General features: G+C 71.9%; 10 protein-coding genes and 1 pseudogene. 3 read left to right on the top strand and 8 right to left on the bottom strand.

What is annotated here, in order from left to right; translation table 11 throughout:
* Positions 1-25: 25 nt before the first annotated feature.
* Together ACIBH1_RS09560 and metH are read right to left on the bottom strand one after the other, a co-directional pair.
* Positions 26-676 carry an HAD family hydrolase gene (locus tag ACIBH1_RS09560; protein WP_397313212.1) on the bottom strand — a complete coding sequence of 217 codons (651 nt, stop codon included), beginning with the start codon at positions 674-676 and terminating at the stop codon, positions 26-28.
* A 735-nt stretch (positions 677-1,411) separates the two neighbouring features.
* Complete coding sequence (metH, locus tag ACIBH1_RS09555) at positions 1,412-4,870, bottom strand: methionine synthase (RefSeq protein ID WP_397313211.1); 3,459 nt, start codon at positions 4,868-4,870, stop codon at positions 1,412-1,414.
* A 57-nt stretch (positions 4,871-4,927) separates the two neighbouring features.
* On the opposite strand from metH, the gene ACIBH1_RS09550 reads away from it, so the two are divergent.
* The 3 genes from ACIBH1_RS09550 (at position 4,928) to ACIBH1_RS09540 (ending at position 7,405) form a co-directional block, all read left to right on the top strand.
* A complete protein-coding gene (locus tag ACIBH1_RS09550; protein ID WP_397313210.1) occupies positions 4,928-5,434 on the top strand; it encodes a universal stress protein in 507 nt (168 codons plus the stop codon).
* A gap of 295 nt (positions 5,435-5,729) precedes the next feature.
* Positions 5,730-6,584, top strand: a complete 855-nt coding sequence (locus ACIBH1_RS09545; RefSeq protein ID WP_397313209.1) for a PAC2 family protein — start codon at positions 5,730-5,732, stop codon at positions 6,582-6,584.
* Between the two features lie 251 nt (positions 6,585-6,835).
* Positions 6,836-7,405 carry a hypothetical protein gene (locus ACIBH1_RS09540; RefSeq protein WP_397313208.1) on the top strand — a complete coding sequence of 190 codons (570 nt, stop codon included), beginning with the start codon at positions 6,836-6,838 and terminating at the stop codon, positions 7,403-7,405.
* Between the two features lie 252 nt (positions 7,406-7,657).
* Here the strand turns inward: ACIBH1_RS09540 and ACIBH1_RS09535 are convergent, their stop codons facing one another.
* The 6 genes and pseudogenes from ACIBH1_RS09535 to ACIBH1_RS09510 form a co-directional block, all read right to left on the bottom strand.
* Positions 7,658-8,452: a sirohydrochlorin chelatase gene (locus ACIBH1_RS09535; protein ID WP_397313207.1), complete on the bottom strand. Its 795-nt coding sequence runs from the start codon at positions 8,450-8,452 to the stop codon at positions 7,658-7,660.
* Positions 8,449-9,606 carry a uroporphyrinogen-III synthase gene (locus tag ACIBH1_RS09530; RefSeq protein ID WP_397313205.1) on the bottom strand — a complete coding sequence of 386 codons (1,158 nt, stop codon included), beginning with the start codon at positions 9,604-9,606 and terminating at the stop codon, positions 8,449-8,451. The genes ACIBH1_RS09535 and ACIBH1_RS09530 overlap by 4 nt, the downstream gene beginning before the upstream one ends.
* A 23-nt stretch (positions 9,607-9,629) precedes the next feature.
* On the bottom strand, positions 9,630-9,959 hold the full coding sequence (nirD, locus tag ACIBH1_RS09525; protein ID WP_397313204.1) for a nitrite reductase small subunit NirD: 330 nt from the start codon (positions 9,957-9,959) through the stop codon (positions 9,630-9,632).
* Entirely contained in the window at positions 9,956-12,379 is a 2,424-nt protein-coding gene (nirB, locus tag ACIBH1_RS09520) for a nitrite reductase large subunit NirB (protein ID WP_397313203.1), read from the bottom strand. Before nirB ends, nirD begins: the two co-directional genes overlap by 4 nt.
* Positions 12,376-13,770 carry an FAD-dependent oxidoreductase gene (locus ACIBH1_RS09515; RefSeq protein ID WP_397313202.1) on the bottom strand — a complete coding sequence of 465 codons (1,395 nt, stop codon included), beginning with the start codon at positions 13,768-13,770 and terminating at the stop codon, positions 12,376-12,378. Before ACIBH1_RS09515 ends, nirB begins: the two co-directional genes overlap by 4 nt.
* Positions 13,767-15,208: pseudogene (locus ACIBH1_RS09510) on the bottom strand (molybdopterin oxidoreductase family protein); the annotation flags it as partial. The gene ACIBH1_RS09515 and the pseudogene ACIBH1_RS09510, both read right to left, overlap by 4 nt.
* Positions 15,209-15,296 lie beyond the last annotated feature (88 nt).

Raw genomic sequence — 15,296 nt, 5'->3', positions numbered from 1 at the left:
GACCTGTGTCGCAATCGTGATTGGTCTATGACCCAAGCTGCGAAAGGTCACGAAGTTGAGACACACTCATATCAGTCAGTGACGCCACGACTACCCGTCGAGGCGCCTGTTCGATCGGCAACAGGCTCGGCACCGCCACCACCGCGCACCCCGCGGCCGTTCCCGCCGCCACGCCGTTGGGCGAATCCTCCAGCACCACGCACCGCGTCGGCTCCACACCCAGCAGGCGCGCCGCGGTCAGATACGGCTCCGGGTCGGGCTTGGTCCTGGTCACGTCGTCGGCGGTCACGATCACATCGAACCGGTCACGGCCCACGTAGTGCAGGACCGCCTCGGCGATCTCCTTCAGCGACGAGGTCACCAGCGCCACGGGCACCCGCTCCAGCCGTAGCGCGTCGAGCAGCTCCAGGGCGCCCGGCATCGCCACCACGCCCGACCTGAGGCGCTCGACCATGCCGTCGATCAGCCACTGCCGCAACCGCGCCGGGGCCACGTGGGCGCCGGAGACGCCGAGCATGTAGTCGACGGTACGCTCCATCGAGCCGCCCACCAGGTGCGTCTGGTGCTCGTGGGACCACTCGCCGCCGAGCCTGGCCATCACCTCGGTCTCGATGTCGAGCCACACCTTCTCGGTGTCGACGAGCAGGCCGTCCATGTCGAAGAACGCTGCTTCCATTCATCCCCCCTGGTTGACTGTTGGGCAGGATGCAACGATCCGCCCGCCTCGATCATTCCCGACGGGACCGGAAGACCAACGCCCGGCCTCGCCACCACCGGCCCCTGCCCCGCCGCACGGGGTTCCCACGGGCGGGCTCCCATCCGGCGGGAGGCCGCACCCCCACCGCCTGTCACGGCAACGCCCGCTCCCCACACGCGCCACCCCAACGCCCGCTTCGAAGCCGACACGCAGCACACGCCCAACGCCACGCCGGCGTCGGCGTCGGCGTCGGCGTCGGCGTCGGCGTCGGCGTCGGCGTCGGCGTCGGCGTCGGCGTCGGCGTCGGCCGAGTGTGTACGGCGAAGCCCGGCGCGAAATGCGGCGCCCAGCCGCGGCACGCGCCCCAGAAGGCCACGCGGCACGACCGTGAACGCCACGCGACACGGCAAACGGGCCACACGACACGGGCACACGGGCACACGGGCACACGGGCACACGGGCGACACGACACGGGCATACGGGCCGCACGGGCGACACGACACGGGCATACGGGCCGCACGACATGGACACGCGGGCCGCACGACTCAGCGCGAAGCCACACGACTCAAGCGCGAGGGCACGCGGCACAGGCGTGAGGCGACGTAGCACGACGAGGGGCGACGCGGCACAGGCGTGAAGCGGCACGGCACAGGCGTGAGGCGACGCGGCACGGCGGCGCGGGACCCGGACCCTGAGCCGTCGCCTCAACCCCCGTCACACGTTGAAGTACTTGGCCTCCGGATGGTGCGCCACGAGAGCCGACGTCGCCTGCTCCGGGTGCAGCTGGAACTCCTCCGACAACGTCACCCCGATCCGCTCGGGGTCCAGCAGCTCGAACAACTGCTGCTGATCCTCCAGATTCGGGCAGGCCGGATAGCCGAACGAATAACGGCACCCCTGAATGTTCACTTTCAGCATGTCGTCGAGCGACTCGTCCCCGCCGATGCCCAGCTCGGCGCGCACCCGGGCGTGCCAGTACTCCGCCAGCGCCTCCGTCAGCTGCACCGACAAACCGTGCAGTTCCAGGTAGTCGCGGTAGGCGTCCTTGGCGAACAGCTCGGCGGTGGCGTCGGAGATGCGTGACCCCATGGTGGCCACCTGGAAGGCGACGACGTCGGTCTGGCCCGACTCGCGCGAGCGGAAGAAGTCGGACAGGCACAGGTGCCGGTCGCGGCGCTGGCGCGGGAAGGTGAAGCGGGTGCGCTCGGCGCCGTCGTCGCCGAGGATGACGAGGCTGTCGCCCTCGCTGACGGCCGGGAAGTAGCCGTAGACGACGGCGGCCTCCAGCAGGCCCTCGGTCTGGATGCGCTCCAGCCACATGCGCAGGCGCGGCCGTCCCTCGGTCTCGACGAGCTCCTCGTAGGAGGGCCCGTCGTTGCCGCGGGTGGGCTTGAGGCCCCACTGGCCGAGGAAGAGGGCGCGCTCGTCGAGGAAGGCGGCGTAGTCGTTGAGCGAGATGCCCTTGACGATGCGGTCGCCGAGGAAGGGCGCGACGGGCAGGGGGTTGTCGGCGGCCACGTCGGAGCGGGCGGGCAGCTCCTCGACGGCGGTGCGGCGCAGCACGGCGCCGGTCTTGACGCGGCGCTCGCGCAGCTCGGGCAGGGGGGCACCGGTGCGCTTGTGGGCCATGAAGGCGTCCATGAGGCGCAGGCCCTCGAAGGCGTCACGGGCGTAGCGCACGTCGCCCTCGAACATGGCGGCCAGGTCCTGCTCGACGTAGGAGCGGGTCAGGGCGGCGCCGCCGAGGAGGACGGGGTAGCGGGTGGAGATGCCCCGGGAGTTCATCTCCTCGAGGTTCTCCTTCATGATGACGGTCGACTTCACCAGCAGCCCCGACATGCCGATCACGTCGACGCGCTTGTCTTCGGCCGCCTCCAGGATGGCCGACACCGGCTGCTTGATGCCGAGGTTGACGACCTCGTAGCCGTTGTTGGACAGGATGATGTCGACGAGGTTCTTGCCGATGTCGTGCACGTCGCCCTTGACGGTGGCCAGCACGATGCGGCCCTTGCTCTCGCCCTCGACCCTCTCCATGTGCGGTTCGAGGTGGGCGACGGCGGTCTTCATGACCTCGGCCGACTGGAGCACGAACGGCAGCTGCATCTGGCCGGAGCCGAACAGCTCGCCGACGGTCTTCATGCCGTCGAGCAGCACGTCGTTGATGATCTCGAGGGCGGGGCGCTGGGTGAGGGCGTCGTCGAGGTCGGCCTCCAGGCCCTTCTTCTCGCCGTCGATGATGCGGCGCTTGAGCCGCTCCCACAGCGGCAGCCCGGCCAGCTCGGCGGCCTTGTTGCCGCGCAGCGCGGCGGCGTCGACGCCTTCGAACAGGTCCATGAAGCGCTGCAGCGGGTCGTAGCCCTCGCGACGGCGGTCGTAGACCATGTCGAGGGCGACCTGGCGCTGCTCGTCGGGGATGCGCGCCATCGGCAGGATCTTGGAGGCGTGCACGATGGCGGAGTCGAGCCCGGCGTTGACGCATTCGTTGAGGAACACGGAGTTCAGCACGATGCGGGCGGCCGGGTTGAGGCCGAAGGAGATGTTGGACAGGCCGAGCGTGGTCTGGACGGCCGGGTAGCGGCGCTTGAGCTCGCGGATGGCCTCGATGGTCTCCAGGCCGTCGCGGCGGGTCTCCTCCTGGCCGGTGGCGATCGGGAAGGTCAGGCAGTCGACGATGATGTCCTCGACGCGCATGCCCCAGTTGTCGACCAGGTCCTCGATGAGGCGTACGGCGACGCGGACCTTCCAGTCGGCGGTGCGGGCCTGGCCCTCCTCGTCGATGGTCAGCGCCACGACGGCGGCGCCGTGCTCGCTCACCAGCCGCATGATCTTCTGGAAGCGGGAGTCGGGGCCGGCGCCGTCTTCGTAGTTGACGGAGTTGACCGCGGCGCGCCCGCCGAGCATCTCGAGGCCGGCCTGCAGGACGGCGGGCTCGGTGGAGTCGAGCATGATCGGCAGGGTGGAGGCGGTGGCGAAGCGGAAGGCCAGTTCCTTCATGTCGGCCACGCCGTCGCGGCCCACGTAGTCGACGCACAGGTCGAGCATGTGGGCGCCGTCGCGGGCCTGGTCGCGGGCGGTCTCGACGCAGTCGTCCCACCGGCCTTCGAGCATCGCCTCGCGGAAGGCCTTGGAGCCGTTGGTGTTGCAGCGCTCGCCGATGGCCAGGTAGGAGGTGTCCTGGCGGAACGGCACGCTCTGGTAGAGCGAGGAGGCGCCGGGCTCGGGGTGCGGCTTGCGGGCCGTGGGCTGCTTGCCGCGCACCCGCTCGACGACCTGGCGCAGGTGCTCGGGGGTGGTGCCGCAGCAGCCGCCGACCAGGCCCAGGCCGTACTCGCGCACGAACGTCTCGTGGGCGTCGGCGAGCTCGCCCGGCGAGAGCGGGTAGTAGGCGCCGTCGGAGGTCAGCACGGGCAGGCCGGCGTTGGGCATGCACGATAGCTTCAGCCGCGAGTGGCGGGCCAGGTGGCGCAGGTGCTCGCTCATCTCGGCGGGGCCGGTGGCGCAGTTGAGGCCGACCAGGTCGACGCCGAGCGGCTCGATCGCGGTCAGGGCCGCGCCGATCTCGGAGCCGAGGAGCATGGCGCCGTTGGTCTCGATGGTCACCTGGGCGATGATCGGCACGTCGCGGCCGGCGTCGGCGATGGCCCGCTTGGCGCCGACGACGGCGGCCTTGACCTGGAGCAGGTCCTGGCAGGTCTCGATGATGAGCGCGTCGGCGCCGCCCGCGACCAGGCCCGCGGCGTTGTCGCGGTAGGCGTCGCGCAGGGTGGAGTACGGCAGGTGGCCGAGGGTGGGCAGCTTGGTGCCGGGCCCCATGGAGCCCAGGACGAAGCGCGGCTGCTCGGGGGTGGACCAGCGGTCGGCGGCCTCGCGGGCGATGCGGGCGCCGGCCTCGGAGTATTCGTAGACGCGGTCGGAGATGTCGTACTCGCCGAGCGCGGCGAGGTTGGCGCCGAAGGTGTTGGTCTCGACGCAGTCGACGCCGGCCTCGAAGTAGGCGTCGTGGACGCCGAGCACGATGTCGGGGCGGGTGACGTTGAGCACCTCGTTGCAGCCTTCGTGGCCTTCGAAGTCGTCGAGCGTCGGGTCCTGCGCCTGGAGCATCGTGCCCATCGCCCCGTCGGCGACGATGACGCGCTCGGACAGGACTTCACGGAAGGAGGGCGTGTTGCTCATGCGCCTAAGCTTAGTGCTCCCGGCAATTGAACATCGCGTCCAATGAGAGGCTCCGACATGAGCGAATCATTAGCGTCCGCAGGGAAAACAGACGGTAGCTCGCCGGCCTACCGGACCATCGTCGTGGGCACCGACGGGTCCTCCTCCTCTTTCCGCGCGGTCACCACGGCCGCGGGACTGGCCGCCGCGACCGGCGCCACGCTCGTGCTGGCCTGCGCCTACCTGCCGATGCGCGAGAGCGAGCGCGCGGCCGCCGCCGACCGGCTGGGCGAGCTGGCCTACAAGGTGGGCGGGTCGACGCCCGCCGACGACGCGCTGCGAGCCGCCCGCGAGCGGGCCGTGGCGGCCGGCGCCGCGCGCACGGTGCTGGAGGCCGAGGAGGGCGAGGCGGTCGACGTGCTGGTCAGGCTCGCGGAGCGGCACCGGGCCGACCTGATCGTGGTGGGCAACAGGGGGCTCAACAGCCTGGCGGGCCGCCTGCTGGGCTCGGTGCCGTCGACGGTCACGCACCGGGCGGGGTGCGACGTGCTGATCGTGCACACGACGCCGGGCGGGCGCTCGTAAGGTGACGGCGTGAGCAGGGGGTGGAGGCGGGCGTCGAGCTCCCTGGCCGCGTCGCGCTCCCCGGCGGGCGCGGCGGTGTGGACGGGCTGCCCGCGGGCGCGCTCGCGGCCTCGCGGGCGCGCCCGCGGGGACTGCCGGGGCGGGTGCCAAACCGGCCGAACGCGTGCCGTACGGGCACATCAGGGCACGGAACCGGCGCGAAGTGCGCTAGAAGCGGAAGGGATCTCAACACGTGACGTGATCCCCGTCCCACCGCATAGGCTTAGCCACACCAGAGCGAGAGGAGGCGGGGCGCGTGATCGAGCTCGAAGGGCTCCCCGAGCTCGTCGACCCGGTGCTGATCGCCGCGTTCGAGGGGTGGAACGACGCGGGCGAGGCGTCGAGCGGCGTGATCGCCCACCTCGAGAACGCGTGGGAGGCGCAGCCGCTGGCCGCGCTCGACCCTGAGGACTACTACGACTTCCAGGTCACCCGCCCGATCGTGGAGCTGGGCGACGGCCTGACCCGATCCATCATCTGGCCGACCACCCGCCTGTCCTACGCCCGCCCGCCGGGCTCCGAGCGCGACGTGGTGCTGCTGCGCGGCATCGAACCCAACATGCGCTGGCGCTCGTTCTGCGACGAGATCGTCGGCCTGGCCCACGAGCTGGGCATCGAGCTGTCGGTGATGCTCGGCGCGCTGCTCAACGACTCCCCGCACACGCGTCCCGTGCCGATCATCGGCGCCGCCTCCGACGAGGGGCTGGCCCGAGAGATCAACCTGGAGCTGAGCCGCTACGAAGGCCCGACCGGCATCGTGGGCGTCCTCCAGCACGCCCTGGGCCAGGCGGGCCTGAAGTCGGTGTCGTTGTGGGCGTCGGTGCCCCACTACGTGGCCCAGCCGCCCAACCCCAAGGCCACCCTCGCGCTGCTGCGCCGGGTGGAAGACCTGCTCGACATCCCGATGCCCGTCGGCGAGCTGGAGGAGGAGGCGCGCGCCTGGGAGCACGGCGTCGACGAGCTGGCCTCGCAGGACAGCGAGGTGGCCGAATACGTCAAGGAGCTCGAGGAGCGCAAGGACGCCGCCGACCTGCCCGAGGCCAGCGGCGACGCGATCGCGGCGGAGTTCGAGCGTTACCTCCGTCGTCGCAACGGCAACACTGACAGCTGATTTTCAGCCATTTCGCTCCCGTTTCGCGTAATAATCAGGCCCGAGCCTGAGTTTCACCAGAATGCACCGAGGTGGAACTCCAGCTGACAACAATTCCATAACCAGGAGAAACACGGCTCTGTAACAACGGCGAATTCCAGCGGTGCCACGTCGAACCTACCCATGTGACTGCGCACGTTAGGCCAACCATGGCGACTTCCCATGTAGATCCGCACCAAAGAAGTCAGGACACCAGGCGACGCGTTCTGGGGATGGCTCTGTCCCTGCGCGAAGACCGCAAGGGCGGGCCGGTGGATCATTTTCTGGCCCTGCTTCAGGACCGTCTGCCGCTCTGGCTGCGTATCCTTCACAACCTGACGCCCGGCCGGGGCCGGGTCACGGACAACCTCATATTCGTCGCCCGCGCCGGCATCGACCATTATGTGGAGGTGCAATCGGCGGCCCTTCCCGCCTTCACTGAACCCTCGGTCACCGTCAGATTCCGCAAGGCCGTGCGCGACAGCGGGCTGGGGCCGATGGCCGAGATCCTGCCGCTCGCCGCGTACCTGGAGGCCGAGCAGCGGCTGGGGCGCATCGTGGCCTCGGCCGACCCGCAGGCGACGGCGCGGCTGCTGCTGGCGGGGTGCTTCCAGCACGCTTACTACGAGATGTTCGTGGGCGCCGACGCGGGGCCCACGCGGGACAACGCGGCGGTCGAGATCGTCCGCGAGCTGCGACTGGAACCGAGCGACGGCGGCCACGGCGAGGGCAAGCAGAAGGCCGAACAGGAGGCCGGGCGGGGCTCCGGGCGGGGCTCCGGGCGGGGCGAGCCTACGTCCTGACCCGGGCCGCCGGTGGTGGTGGCTTTGGGAACCCCCTCGGGCCGGGCGCCGCACTGCATGCCTCCGGCCTGCGGAGCGCGCCGTAGTGCCCGCGGGGGTTCCGGCCGCCCGCCTGGCTGCGGGGGTTCCGGTCGCCGTCTGCCCGCGGAGTTCCGGACGCCCGTCTGCCTGCGGGATCTCGCCGCCCGGCACCAACGGGCCGCCGTCGCACGCCTATAGGCCCGCCGTCGGACGCCGCTGAGCTGGACCCGGTCAGCGGTGGGTCACCGCGCAGCGGGCCTCGTCGTGGCGGAGCCAGGCGAGTTCGGCGACCTCGGTGCCCAGCGGGGCGGTGACGAGGTCGGCGCCCGCGTCCAGCAGGCGGTCGTGGAAGAACCCCGGCGCCAGCAGGTAGGACGCGATGGCCGTGCCCGGCTTGACGGCCTGGGCGAGCGAGGGGGCGCCGCCCGAGGCGAAGGCGGCGGTCACCGGTCGGCCGAGGAGCACGGCCAGGTGCTGGGCGGTGCCGCGCACGTCGGCCAGGGCGGCCGGGTCCGATGAGCCGGCGGCGCCCAGGACGATGTCGTGGTGCGCCCGCAGTCCCGCCTCGGTCAGGCGCCGGGCGAGGGCCTCGGCGAGGACGGGGTGGGGGCCGAGGTGGCGGGCGAGCACGGCGTCGGGGCGCACCCGCTCGACGACGGCGGGCAGGTCGATGTGCACGTGGTAGCCGCCTGCCAGGAGCAGCGGCACCACGGTGACCGGGCCGTGGGCCGCGTCGAGGACGTCGGCGAGGAGGGGGCGGCTGATTTCGAGGTAGGCAAGCTCGACCCGGTGGCCGGGGCGCTGGGCTCGCACCTCGTCGGCCAGGCGCGCGAGCGTGGCCTCACCGGCGGCGCTCCGGGTGCCGTGGGCGGCGAGGACCAGGGTGCCCTCGCCATCGGCGTTACGAGGGGCAGGGCCGGCCAGGGCCGAGGCGCCGTCGCCGGTCGTGCTCTCGCAAGCGGTGCCCTGGACGCCAGGGCCCCCGCCGGTCCCGCGTGCCGTACGGCGGAGCGTGGTGCCGTTCACAGGGCGTCCCTGTCGCACGCCAGCCGGTACCCCCGCTTGACGACCGTTTCGACGATCCCGGGGGCGCCGAGGGCGCGGCGCAGGCGGGTGATGGCCATCTCGACCGCGTGCTCGGCCGAGTCCCGCGTGTGGCTTCCGGGCAGCACGGTGCGCAGTTCCCCGCGGTTGATGACATATCCGGGCTTGTCGGCAAGCCGCTTGAGCACCGCCATCGGCGCGGGCGGCAGCGGCCGCAGTTCCCCGTCGACCACGACGGCGTGGCCCCTGATCTCCAGCGAGTGCCCGCCGGCGACGAGCCGCGTGACGCTGTGCTCGGGCAGGTGGCGCGCCAGGGTGCGGGCCAGCGCGCCGAGGCGGGAACGCTCGGGCTGGACGACGGGCACGCCGCGCGCGACCAGGGGGGCCGCGGTGACGGGTCCGACGCAGGCGGCCACGACGCCGCCGCTGAAGGCGGCCAGCAGCTGGTCCTCCAGCCCTTCCGCGCGGGCGGCGTTGAGCATGGCGAGCACGGCGGGGGCGCTGGTGAAGGCCACCGCGTCGACGCCGCCGGAGATCGCCTGGCTGATCAGGCGCCGCAGCGGCGAGGGGTCGCGGTAGGGCAGCCACCGGTAGACGGGCACCTCGATGACGTGCGCGCCGGCCGTCCGCAGGGCGGTCACGAACTCGGTGAGCGGTTCGCCGTGGAGCTGGACGGCGATGCGGCGGCCGCGCAGGTCCTGCTGGACGAGGTAGTCGTGGACCTCGGCGCACGACTCGGAGGGGGCGGTCCAGTGGTCGCCCAGCCCGGCGGCGCGCACGGCGCCGCGGGCCTTGGGTCCGCGCGAGAGGATGCGCGCGTCGCCCAGGTGTTCGATGAGCTCGGTCGACAGGCCCCAGCCTTCGGCGGCGGCGACCCAGCCGCGCAGCCCGACGCCGGTGGTGACCACGACGTCGTCGACGGGAGCCTGGAGGCATTCGCGGGTGGCGGCCAGCAGCTCGGCGTCTTCCGGCAGGGGGACCAGGCGGATGGCGGGCGCGCTGACCACGCGGGCGCCGCGCCGTTCCAGCAACGCGCCGAACTCTTCGCGGCGCCGGGTCGCGGTCACGCCGACGGTGAAGCCGGACAGCGCGTCCGGTGCGGTCTCCAGCGGGGTCTCCGCCATCAGAGCACTCATGGAACTACCTTTCTGGGTGGTCACTAGGCGGCGATCTCGACCCGGCCGTCGCGGACCTGCACCGGATAGGTCGGGACGACCACTTCCGGATCGTCGAAGCAGACCCCGGTGACCAGGGAGAAGACCTCCTTGTGCATGGGTGAGGCCACGGTGGGCTCGCCCATGCGGGTGCCGACGATGCCGCGTGAGAGCACGTTGGCGCCGCTGAAGGGGTCGAGGTTGCCGATGGCGTACACGGCGCCGCCGAAGTCGCGGAAGACGGCGATCTGCTTGCCGTCGACGAGGGCGCAGGCGCCCCGTTCGGGCAGCAGGTCGTCGAAGGCGCACACGGCAGTCCAGGTCAGGGTGCTCATGAGCGAACCACCTCCAGGGGGATCAGGACGGGCTTGATCTGCTCGCGCTCGGTCTCGAAGGCGATGGACGGGTCGGGGAGGCCGGGCGCGTTGACGAAACTGGTGAAGCGGCGAAGCTTGTCGGGGTCGTCGAGAACCGCGCGCCATTCGTCGAAATATCCGGCGACGTGGCGTTCCATCTGCGCTTCCAGCTCCGACGCCAGGCCCAGCGAGTCCTCGACGACGACCTGGCGCAGGTAGTCGAGGCCGCCGTCGAGCGACTCCAGCCACGTCGAGGTGCGCTGCAGCCGGTCGGCGGTGCGGATGTAGAACATCAGGAAGCGGTCGATGATGCGGATGAGCTCGTCGGTGGGAACGTCGGAGACGAGCAGGTCGGCGTGGCGGGGCTTGAAGCCGCCGTTGCCGGCGACGTACAGGTTCCAGCCGTGCTCGGTGGCGATGATGCCGAAGTCCTTGGAGCGGGCCTCGGCGCATTCGCGGGCGCAGCCGGAGACGGCCGACTTGAGCTTGTGCGGCGAGCGCAGGCCGCGGTAACGCTGCTCCAGGGCGATGGCCAGGCCCACGGAGTCCTGCACGCCGTAGCGGCACCACGTGGAGCCGACGCACGACTTGACCGTGCGCAGCGCCTTGCCGTACGCGTGGCCGGACTCGAATCCGGCCTCGACCAGGCGGGCCCAGATCTGCGGCAGCTGCTCGACGCGGGCGCCGAACAGGTCGATGCGCTGCCCGCCGGTGATCTTCGTGTAGAGGCCGAAGTCGCGGGCGACCTCGCCGATGACGATGAGCTTGTCGGGTGTGATCTCGCCGCCGGGGATGCGCGGCACCACCGAGTAGGTGCCGTTCTTCTGGATGTTGGCCAGGAAGTGGTCGTTGGTGTCCTGGAGCGCGGCCAGCTCACCGGCCAGGACGTGCTCGCCGTTGAGCGAGGCCAGGATCGAGGCGACGGCGGGCTTGCAGATGTCGCAGCCGCGCCCGGTGCCGACGGTGGAGACCAGCTCGGAGAAGGTCGCGATGCCGCGCACCCTGACGACGTCGAAGAGCTCGGCGCGGCTGTAGTCGAAGTGCTCGCACAGGGCCTTGCTGACCTCGACGCCCGACTTCTCCAGCAGCTGCTTGAGCATCGGGACGCAGGAGCCGCAGGTGGTGCCGGCGCGGGTGCACTTCTTGACCGACGGCACGTCGGTGAGGCCCTGCTCGACGATGGCCTCGCGGACGATGCCGGCGCAGATGTTGTTGCAGGAGCAGACCTGGGCGTCGTCGGGCAGGTCGAGCGAGAGCCCGCCGCCGGTGAACAGCAGGTCGGACGGCGAGGCGGGCAGCGCCTTGCCGACGAAGCCCTTGAGCGAGGTGTACGGCGAGGCGTCGCCGACGCAGATGCCGCCCAGCAGCGTGGAGGCGTCGTCGGAGACGAACAGCCGCTTGTAGACGCCGGCCACCGGGTCCATGTAGGTGACGTCGAGCGCGCCCTCCATCGCGCCGAACTGGGCGACCTCGACGCCGAGGAGCTTCAGCTTGGTCGACAGGTCGGAGCCGCCGAAGGTGGAGGAGCCGCCGAGGATGCGGTCGGCGGCCACCTCGGCCATCGTGTTGCACGGACCGACCAGGCCGTAGACCATGCCGCCGGCCAGGGCGCACTCGCCGATGGCGTAGATGGAGGGGTCGGAGGTGCGCATGCCGGCGTCGACGGCGATGCCGCCGCGCTCGCCCACCTCGAGATCGGCGGCGCGGGCCAGTTCGTCGCGGGGGCGGATGCCGGCGGAGAAGACGACGACCTCGGCGGGGATGGCGCGCCCGTCGGCCAGCAGGACGGTGTCGGCCTCGATGCTCTGCAGCATGACGCCGGCGTGGACCTCCAGGCCGAGCGACTCGATGTGGCCCTTCAGGACGCTGCCGCCGCCCTCGTCGACCTGGCGCGGCATCAGCCACGGGGCGATCTCCACGATGCCGGTCTTGAGCCCGAGGCCGCGCAGCGCGTCGGCGGCCTCCAGGCCGAGCAGGCCGCCGCCGACGACCACGCCGTGCGTGGAGCCGAGCGAGGCTTCGCGGATGGCCTCCAGGTCGTCGATAGTGCGGTAGACGAAGGCCCGCCCGCGTCCCGGCACCGGCGGCACGAACGGCGCCGAGCCGGTGGCCAGGACCAGCGTGTCGTACGGCACGCGTTCGCCGTCGAGAGTGACCACCTCCTGGGCCTGGCGGTCGATCTCGGTCACGCGCGTCGACAGCCGCGTGGTGATCCCGGAGGGCACCGCGTACTCCAGCGAGGCGTCCTCGGTGAGGTAGGTGGTCAGCGCCACCCGGTCGTAGGCGGGCCGGGGCTCCTCGCCGACGACGGTGATCGACCCGGCGAAGCCCTTCGACCGCATCGTTTCGATGAACCGGTGAGCGGTGGGGCCGTACCCAACGACGACGACCTTGCTCATGCCGAAACCCCTTCCTGCTCACACAGCCAGCCGACGATTCCTTCGACCGCGCTCTTGCACGACCCGCATCCGGTGGTGGCGCGGGTGGCGGCGGCCACGCCGGCCACGTCGCGCGCTCCGGCCTCCCAGCAGGCCCGGATCTGGCCCTTGGTGACGTTGTTGCACTGGCAGACCTTGGCCGAGTCCGGCATCCGGACCGGGCTGTCGGCCGCGGCGGCCCCCGAGAGGCCGGGGAACAACAGCCCGGCCCGGTCGCCGGGGAGAGGGCCGCCGCGGTCGAACAGGTGGGTGAGCGTGCCGACGGCGTCGCTCTCCCCCAGGACGATCGCGCCGACCAAGCGGCCTTCCTTGATCACGAGCTTGCGGTAGGTGCCCTTGGCGCGGTGGCTGAAGCGCACGACCTCGGCGTGCTCCTCGGTCAGGTGCGTCTCGCCCATGGCGGCCAGTTCGACGCTGCGGGCCTTGAGCCGGGTGACCAGGCGCGAGCCGCGGTAGAGGGCCTTGCCTCCGGCGATGACGGTGGCGGCGACCTCGGCCTGCTCCCAGGCGGGGGCGACCAGGCCGTAGACGGTGCCCTCGTGTTCGGCGCACTCGCCGATGGCGAAGATGGACGGGTCGTCGGTGCGCATCTCGTCGTCGACGACGACGCCTCGCCGTACCTCCAGGCCGGCGTCCTGGGCCAGGCGGGTCAGGGGCCGCACGCCGCAGGCCAGGACCGCCAGGTCGCCGGGGACGAACTCGCCGTCGGCGAGCCGTACGCCGTCGTCGAGGACCTCGGCGACGTTGACGCCGGTGCGGACCTCGACGCCGAGGGCGGCCAGGGTCTCGCCGAGCACCAGCCCGGCCTCGGCGTCGAGCTGGCGTTCCATGAGGTGGCCGGCCAGGTGCAGGAGGGTGACGGGCAGGCCGCGCCCGGCCAGGCCGCGGGCGGCCTCGATGCCGAGCAGGCCGCCGCCGACGACCACGGCGCGGCTCGCGCCGTCCGCTCGGGCGAGGATCCGCTGGCAGTCGTCGAGGGTGCGGAAGCTGATCGCGCGCTCGACGCCCGGGATCGGCGGGACGATGGCCTCGCTGCCGGTGGCCAGCACGAGGATGTCGTACGGCACGCGTTCGCCGGAGGCGGCGATCACCGCCCTGGTCTCCCTGTCGATGTGATGCACCTGGGTGCCGAGCAGGGCCTGGACGCCGTGCTCGCCGTACCAGGAGGGGTCGAGCAGGCGGACCTGGTCGGGGCCGTAGCCTCCGGCCAGGACGTTCGACAGCAGCACCCGGTTGTAGGGCTGCCAGGCCTCCTCGCCCATGACGGTGACGCGGAAGTCCTTGGTCCGGTCGGTCAGCTCGGTGACGAAGCGGGACCCGGCCATCCCGTTCCCGACGACTACAACTCTCATGCGACGCGCTCCAGGCGGACGGCGCACACCTTGAACTCGGGCATGCGCGAGGTGGGATCCAGGGCCGGATTGGTCAGCCGGTTGGCGCCCTCCCAGTGGAAGGGCATGAACACGGTGTCGGGACGGATCGTGTCGCTGATGCGCGCCACTCCTTCGGTGCTGCCGCGGCGGCTGGTCACGCGGACCTGGTCGCCGGGGTTGATCTCCAGGTGCTCGGCCAGAGCGGGGTGGATCTCGACGAAGGTCTCGGGGGCCGCCTCGACCAGCTGGGCGATCCTGCGGGTCTGGGCGCCGCTCTGGTAGTGCGCCAGCACGCGGCCGGTGGTGAGGTAGACGGGGTAGTCGTCGTCGGCCTCCTCGACCGGCGGCCGGTGTTCGACGGCGACGAAGCGGGCGCGGCCGTCGGGGTGGGCGAAGCGGTCGAGGAAGGGCCTGGGAGTGCCGGGGTGGTCCTCGGAGGGGCAGGGCCAGAAGACGCCGGTCTCGTCGGCGATGCGCTCGTAGGTGATGCCGGAGTAGTCGGCGGTTCCGCCGGCGCTGGCGCGGCGCAGCTCGTCGAAGACCTCGCGGGGTTCGGTGGCGAACTTGTGGTCGCCCAGCCTGGCCGCGAGTTCGGCCAGGACGTAGAGGTCGGACCGCACGCCGTTGGGCGGTTCGACGGCTTGGCGGCGCAGGAGGACGCGCCCTTCGAGGTTGGTCATGGTGCCGCTCTCCTCGGCCCACTGCGTTGTGGGGAGCACGACGTCGGCCAGCTCGGCGGTCTCCGACCGCACGAAGTCCGCCACGACCAGGAAGTCCAGTGATCGGAGCCGTTCCGTGACCGCCAGGGAGGCGGGCGCGGAGACGACGGGGTTGGAGCCGAACAGCAGCAGCGAGCGCGGGCCTTCGGCGGTGCCGAGGGCGGTCAGGAGCTCGTAGGCGCTGCGGCCGGGTCCTGGCAGGGTGCCGGGGTCGACGCCCCAGACGCCGGCGACGTGGGCGCGGGCGGCGGGGTCGTCGATCTTGCGGTAGCCGGGCAGCTGGTCGGCCTTCTGTCCGTGCTCGCGTCCGCCCTGGCCGTTGCCCTGGCCGGTGATGCAGCCGTAGCCGGAGCCCTCGCGGCCGGGCAGGCCCAGGGCCAGCGCCAGGTTGATGAAGGAGGTGACGGTGTCGGTGCCCTTGGCGTGCTGCTCGGCGCCGCGGCCGGTCAGGATGATCGCCTTGTCGGCCCTGGCCAGGGCGAAGGCGGCCTGGCGCATGCGGGCGACGGGCACGCCGGTGATACGTTCCACGCGCTCGGGCCACCAGGCGGCCACGGAGGTCTTGACGGCCTCGAAGCCGGTGGTGCGCGACTCGACGTAGGAGGAGTCGACGAGGCCTTCGGCGATGGCCAGGTGGAGCAGGCCGAGGGCGAGGGCCAGGTCGGTGCCGGGGGGGGGGGGGCGGGGGGGGCCCCCCCCCCGCCCCGGGGGGTTGTGGGGGGGGGGGGGGGGGGGGGGGGTTTAGATTATGGGCGGCCGGGGGGGGTCGAAACGCGGCCTGGGTTA

It is taken from the genome of Nonomuraea sp. NPDC050663, assembly GCF_044456985.1.
In the GTDB taxonomy this organism is placed as follows: domain Bacteria; phylum Actinomycetota; class Actinomycetes; order Streptosporangiales; family Streptosporangiaceae; genus Nonomuraea.
Note: the sequence above shows the minus strand (reverse complement) of the source record. Positions and strands in the feature narration are given on the sequence as shown.

Excerpts from the sequence above, each read along its gene's own strand:
- metH (WP_397313211.1), bottom strand. The coding sequence starts at position 4,870 with ATGAGCAACACGCCCTCCTTCCGTGAAGTCCTGTCCGAGCGCGTCATC.
- ACIBH1_RS09540 (WP_397313208.1), top strand. The coding sequence starts at position 6,836 with ATGGCTCTGTCCCTGCGCGAAGACCGCAAGGGCGGGCCGGTGGATCAT.
- ACIBH1_RS09560 (WP_397313212.1), bottom strand. The coding sequence starts at position 676 with ATGGAAGCAGCGTTCTTCGACATGGACGGCCTGCTCGTCGACACCGAG.
- nirB (WP_397313203.1), bottom strand. The coding sequence starts at position 12,379 with ATGAGCAAGGTCGTCGTCGTTGGGTACGGCCCCACCGCTCACCGGTTC.
- ACIBH1_RS09515 (WP_397313202.1), bottom strand. The coding sequence starts at position 13,770 with ATGAGAGTTGTAGTCGTCGGGAACGGGATGGCCGGGTCCCGCTTCGTC.
- nirD (WP_397313204.1), bottom strand. The coding sequence starts at position 9,959 with ATGAGCACCCTGACCTGGACTGCCGTGTGCGCCTTCGACGACCTGCTG.
- ACIBH1_RS09550 (WP_397313210.1), top strand. The coding sequence starts at position 4,928 with ATGAGCGAATCATTAGCGTCCGCAGGGAAAACAGACGGTAGCTCGCCG.
- ACIBH1_RS09530 (WP_397313205.1), bottom strand. The coding sequence starts at position 9,606 with ATGAGTGCTCTGATGGCGGAGACCCCGCTGGAGACCGCACCGGACGCG.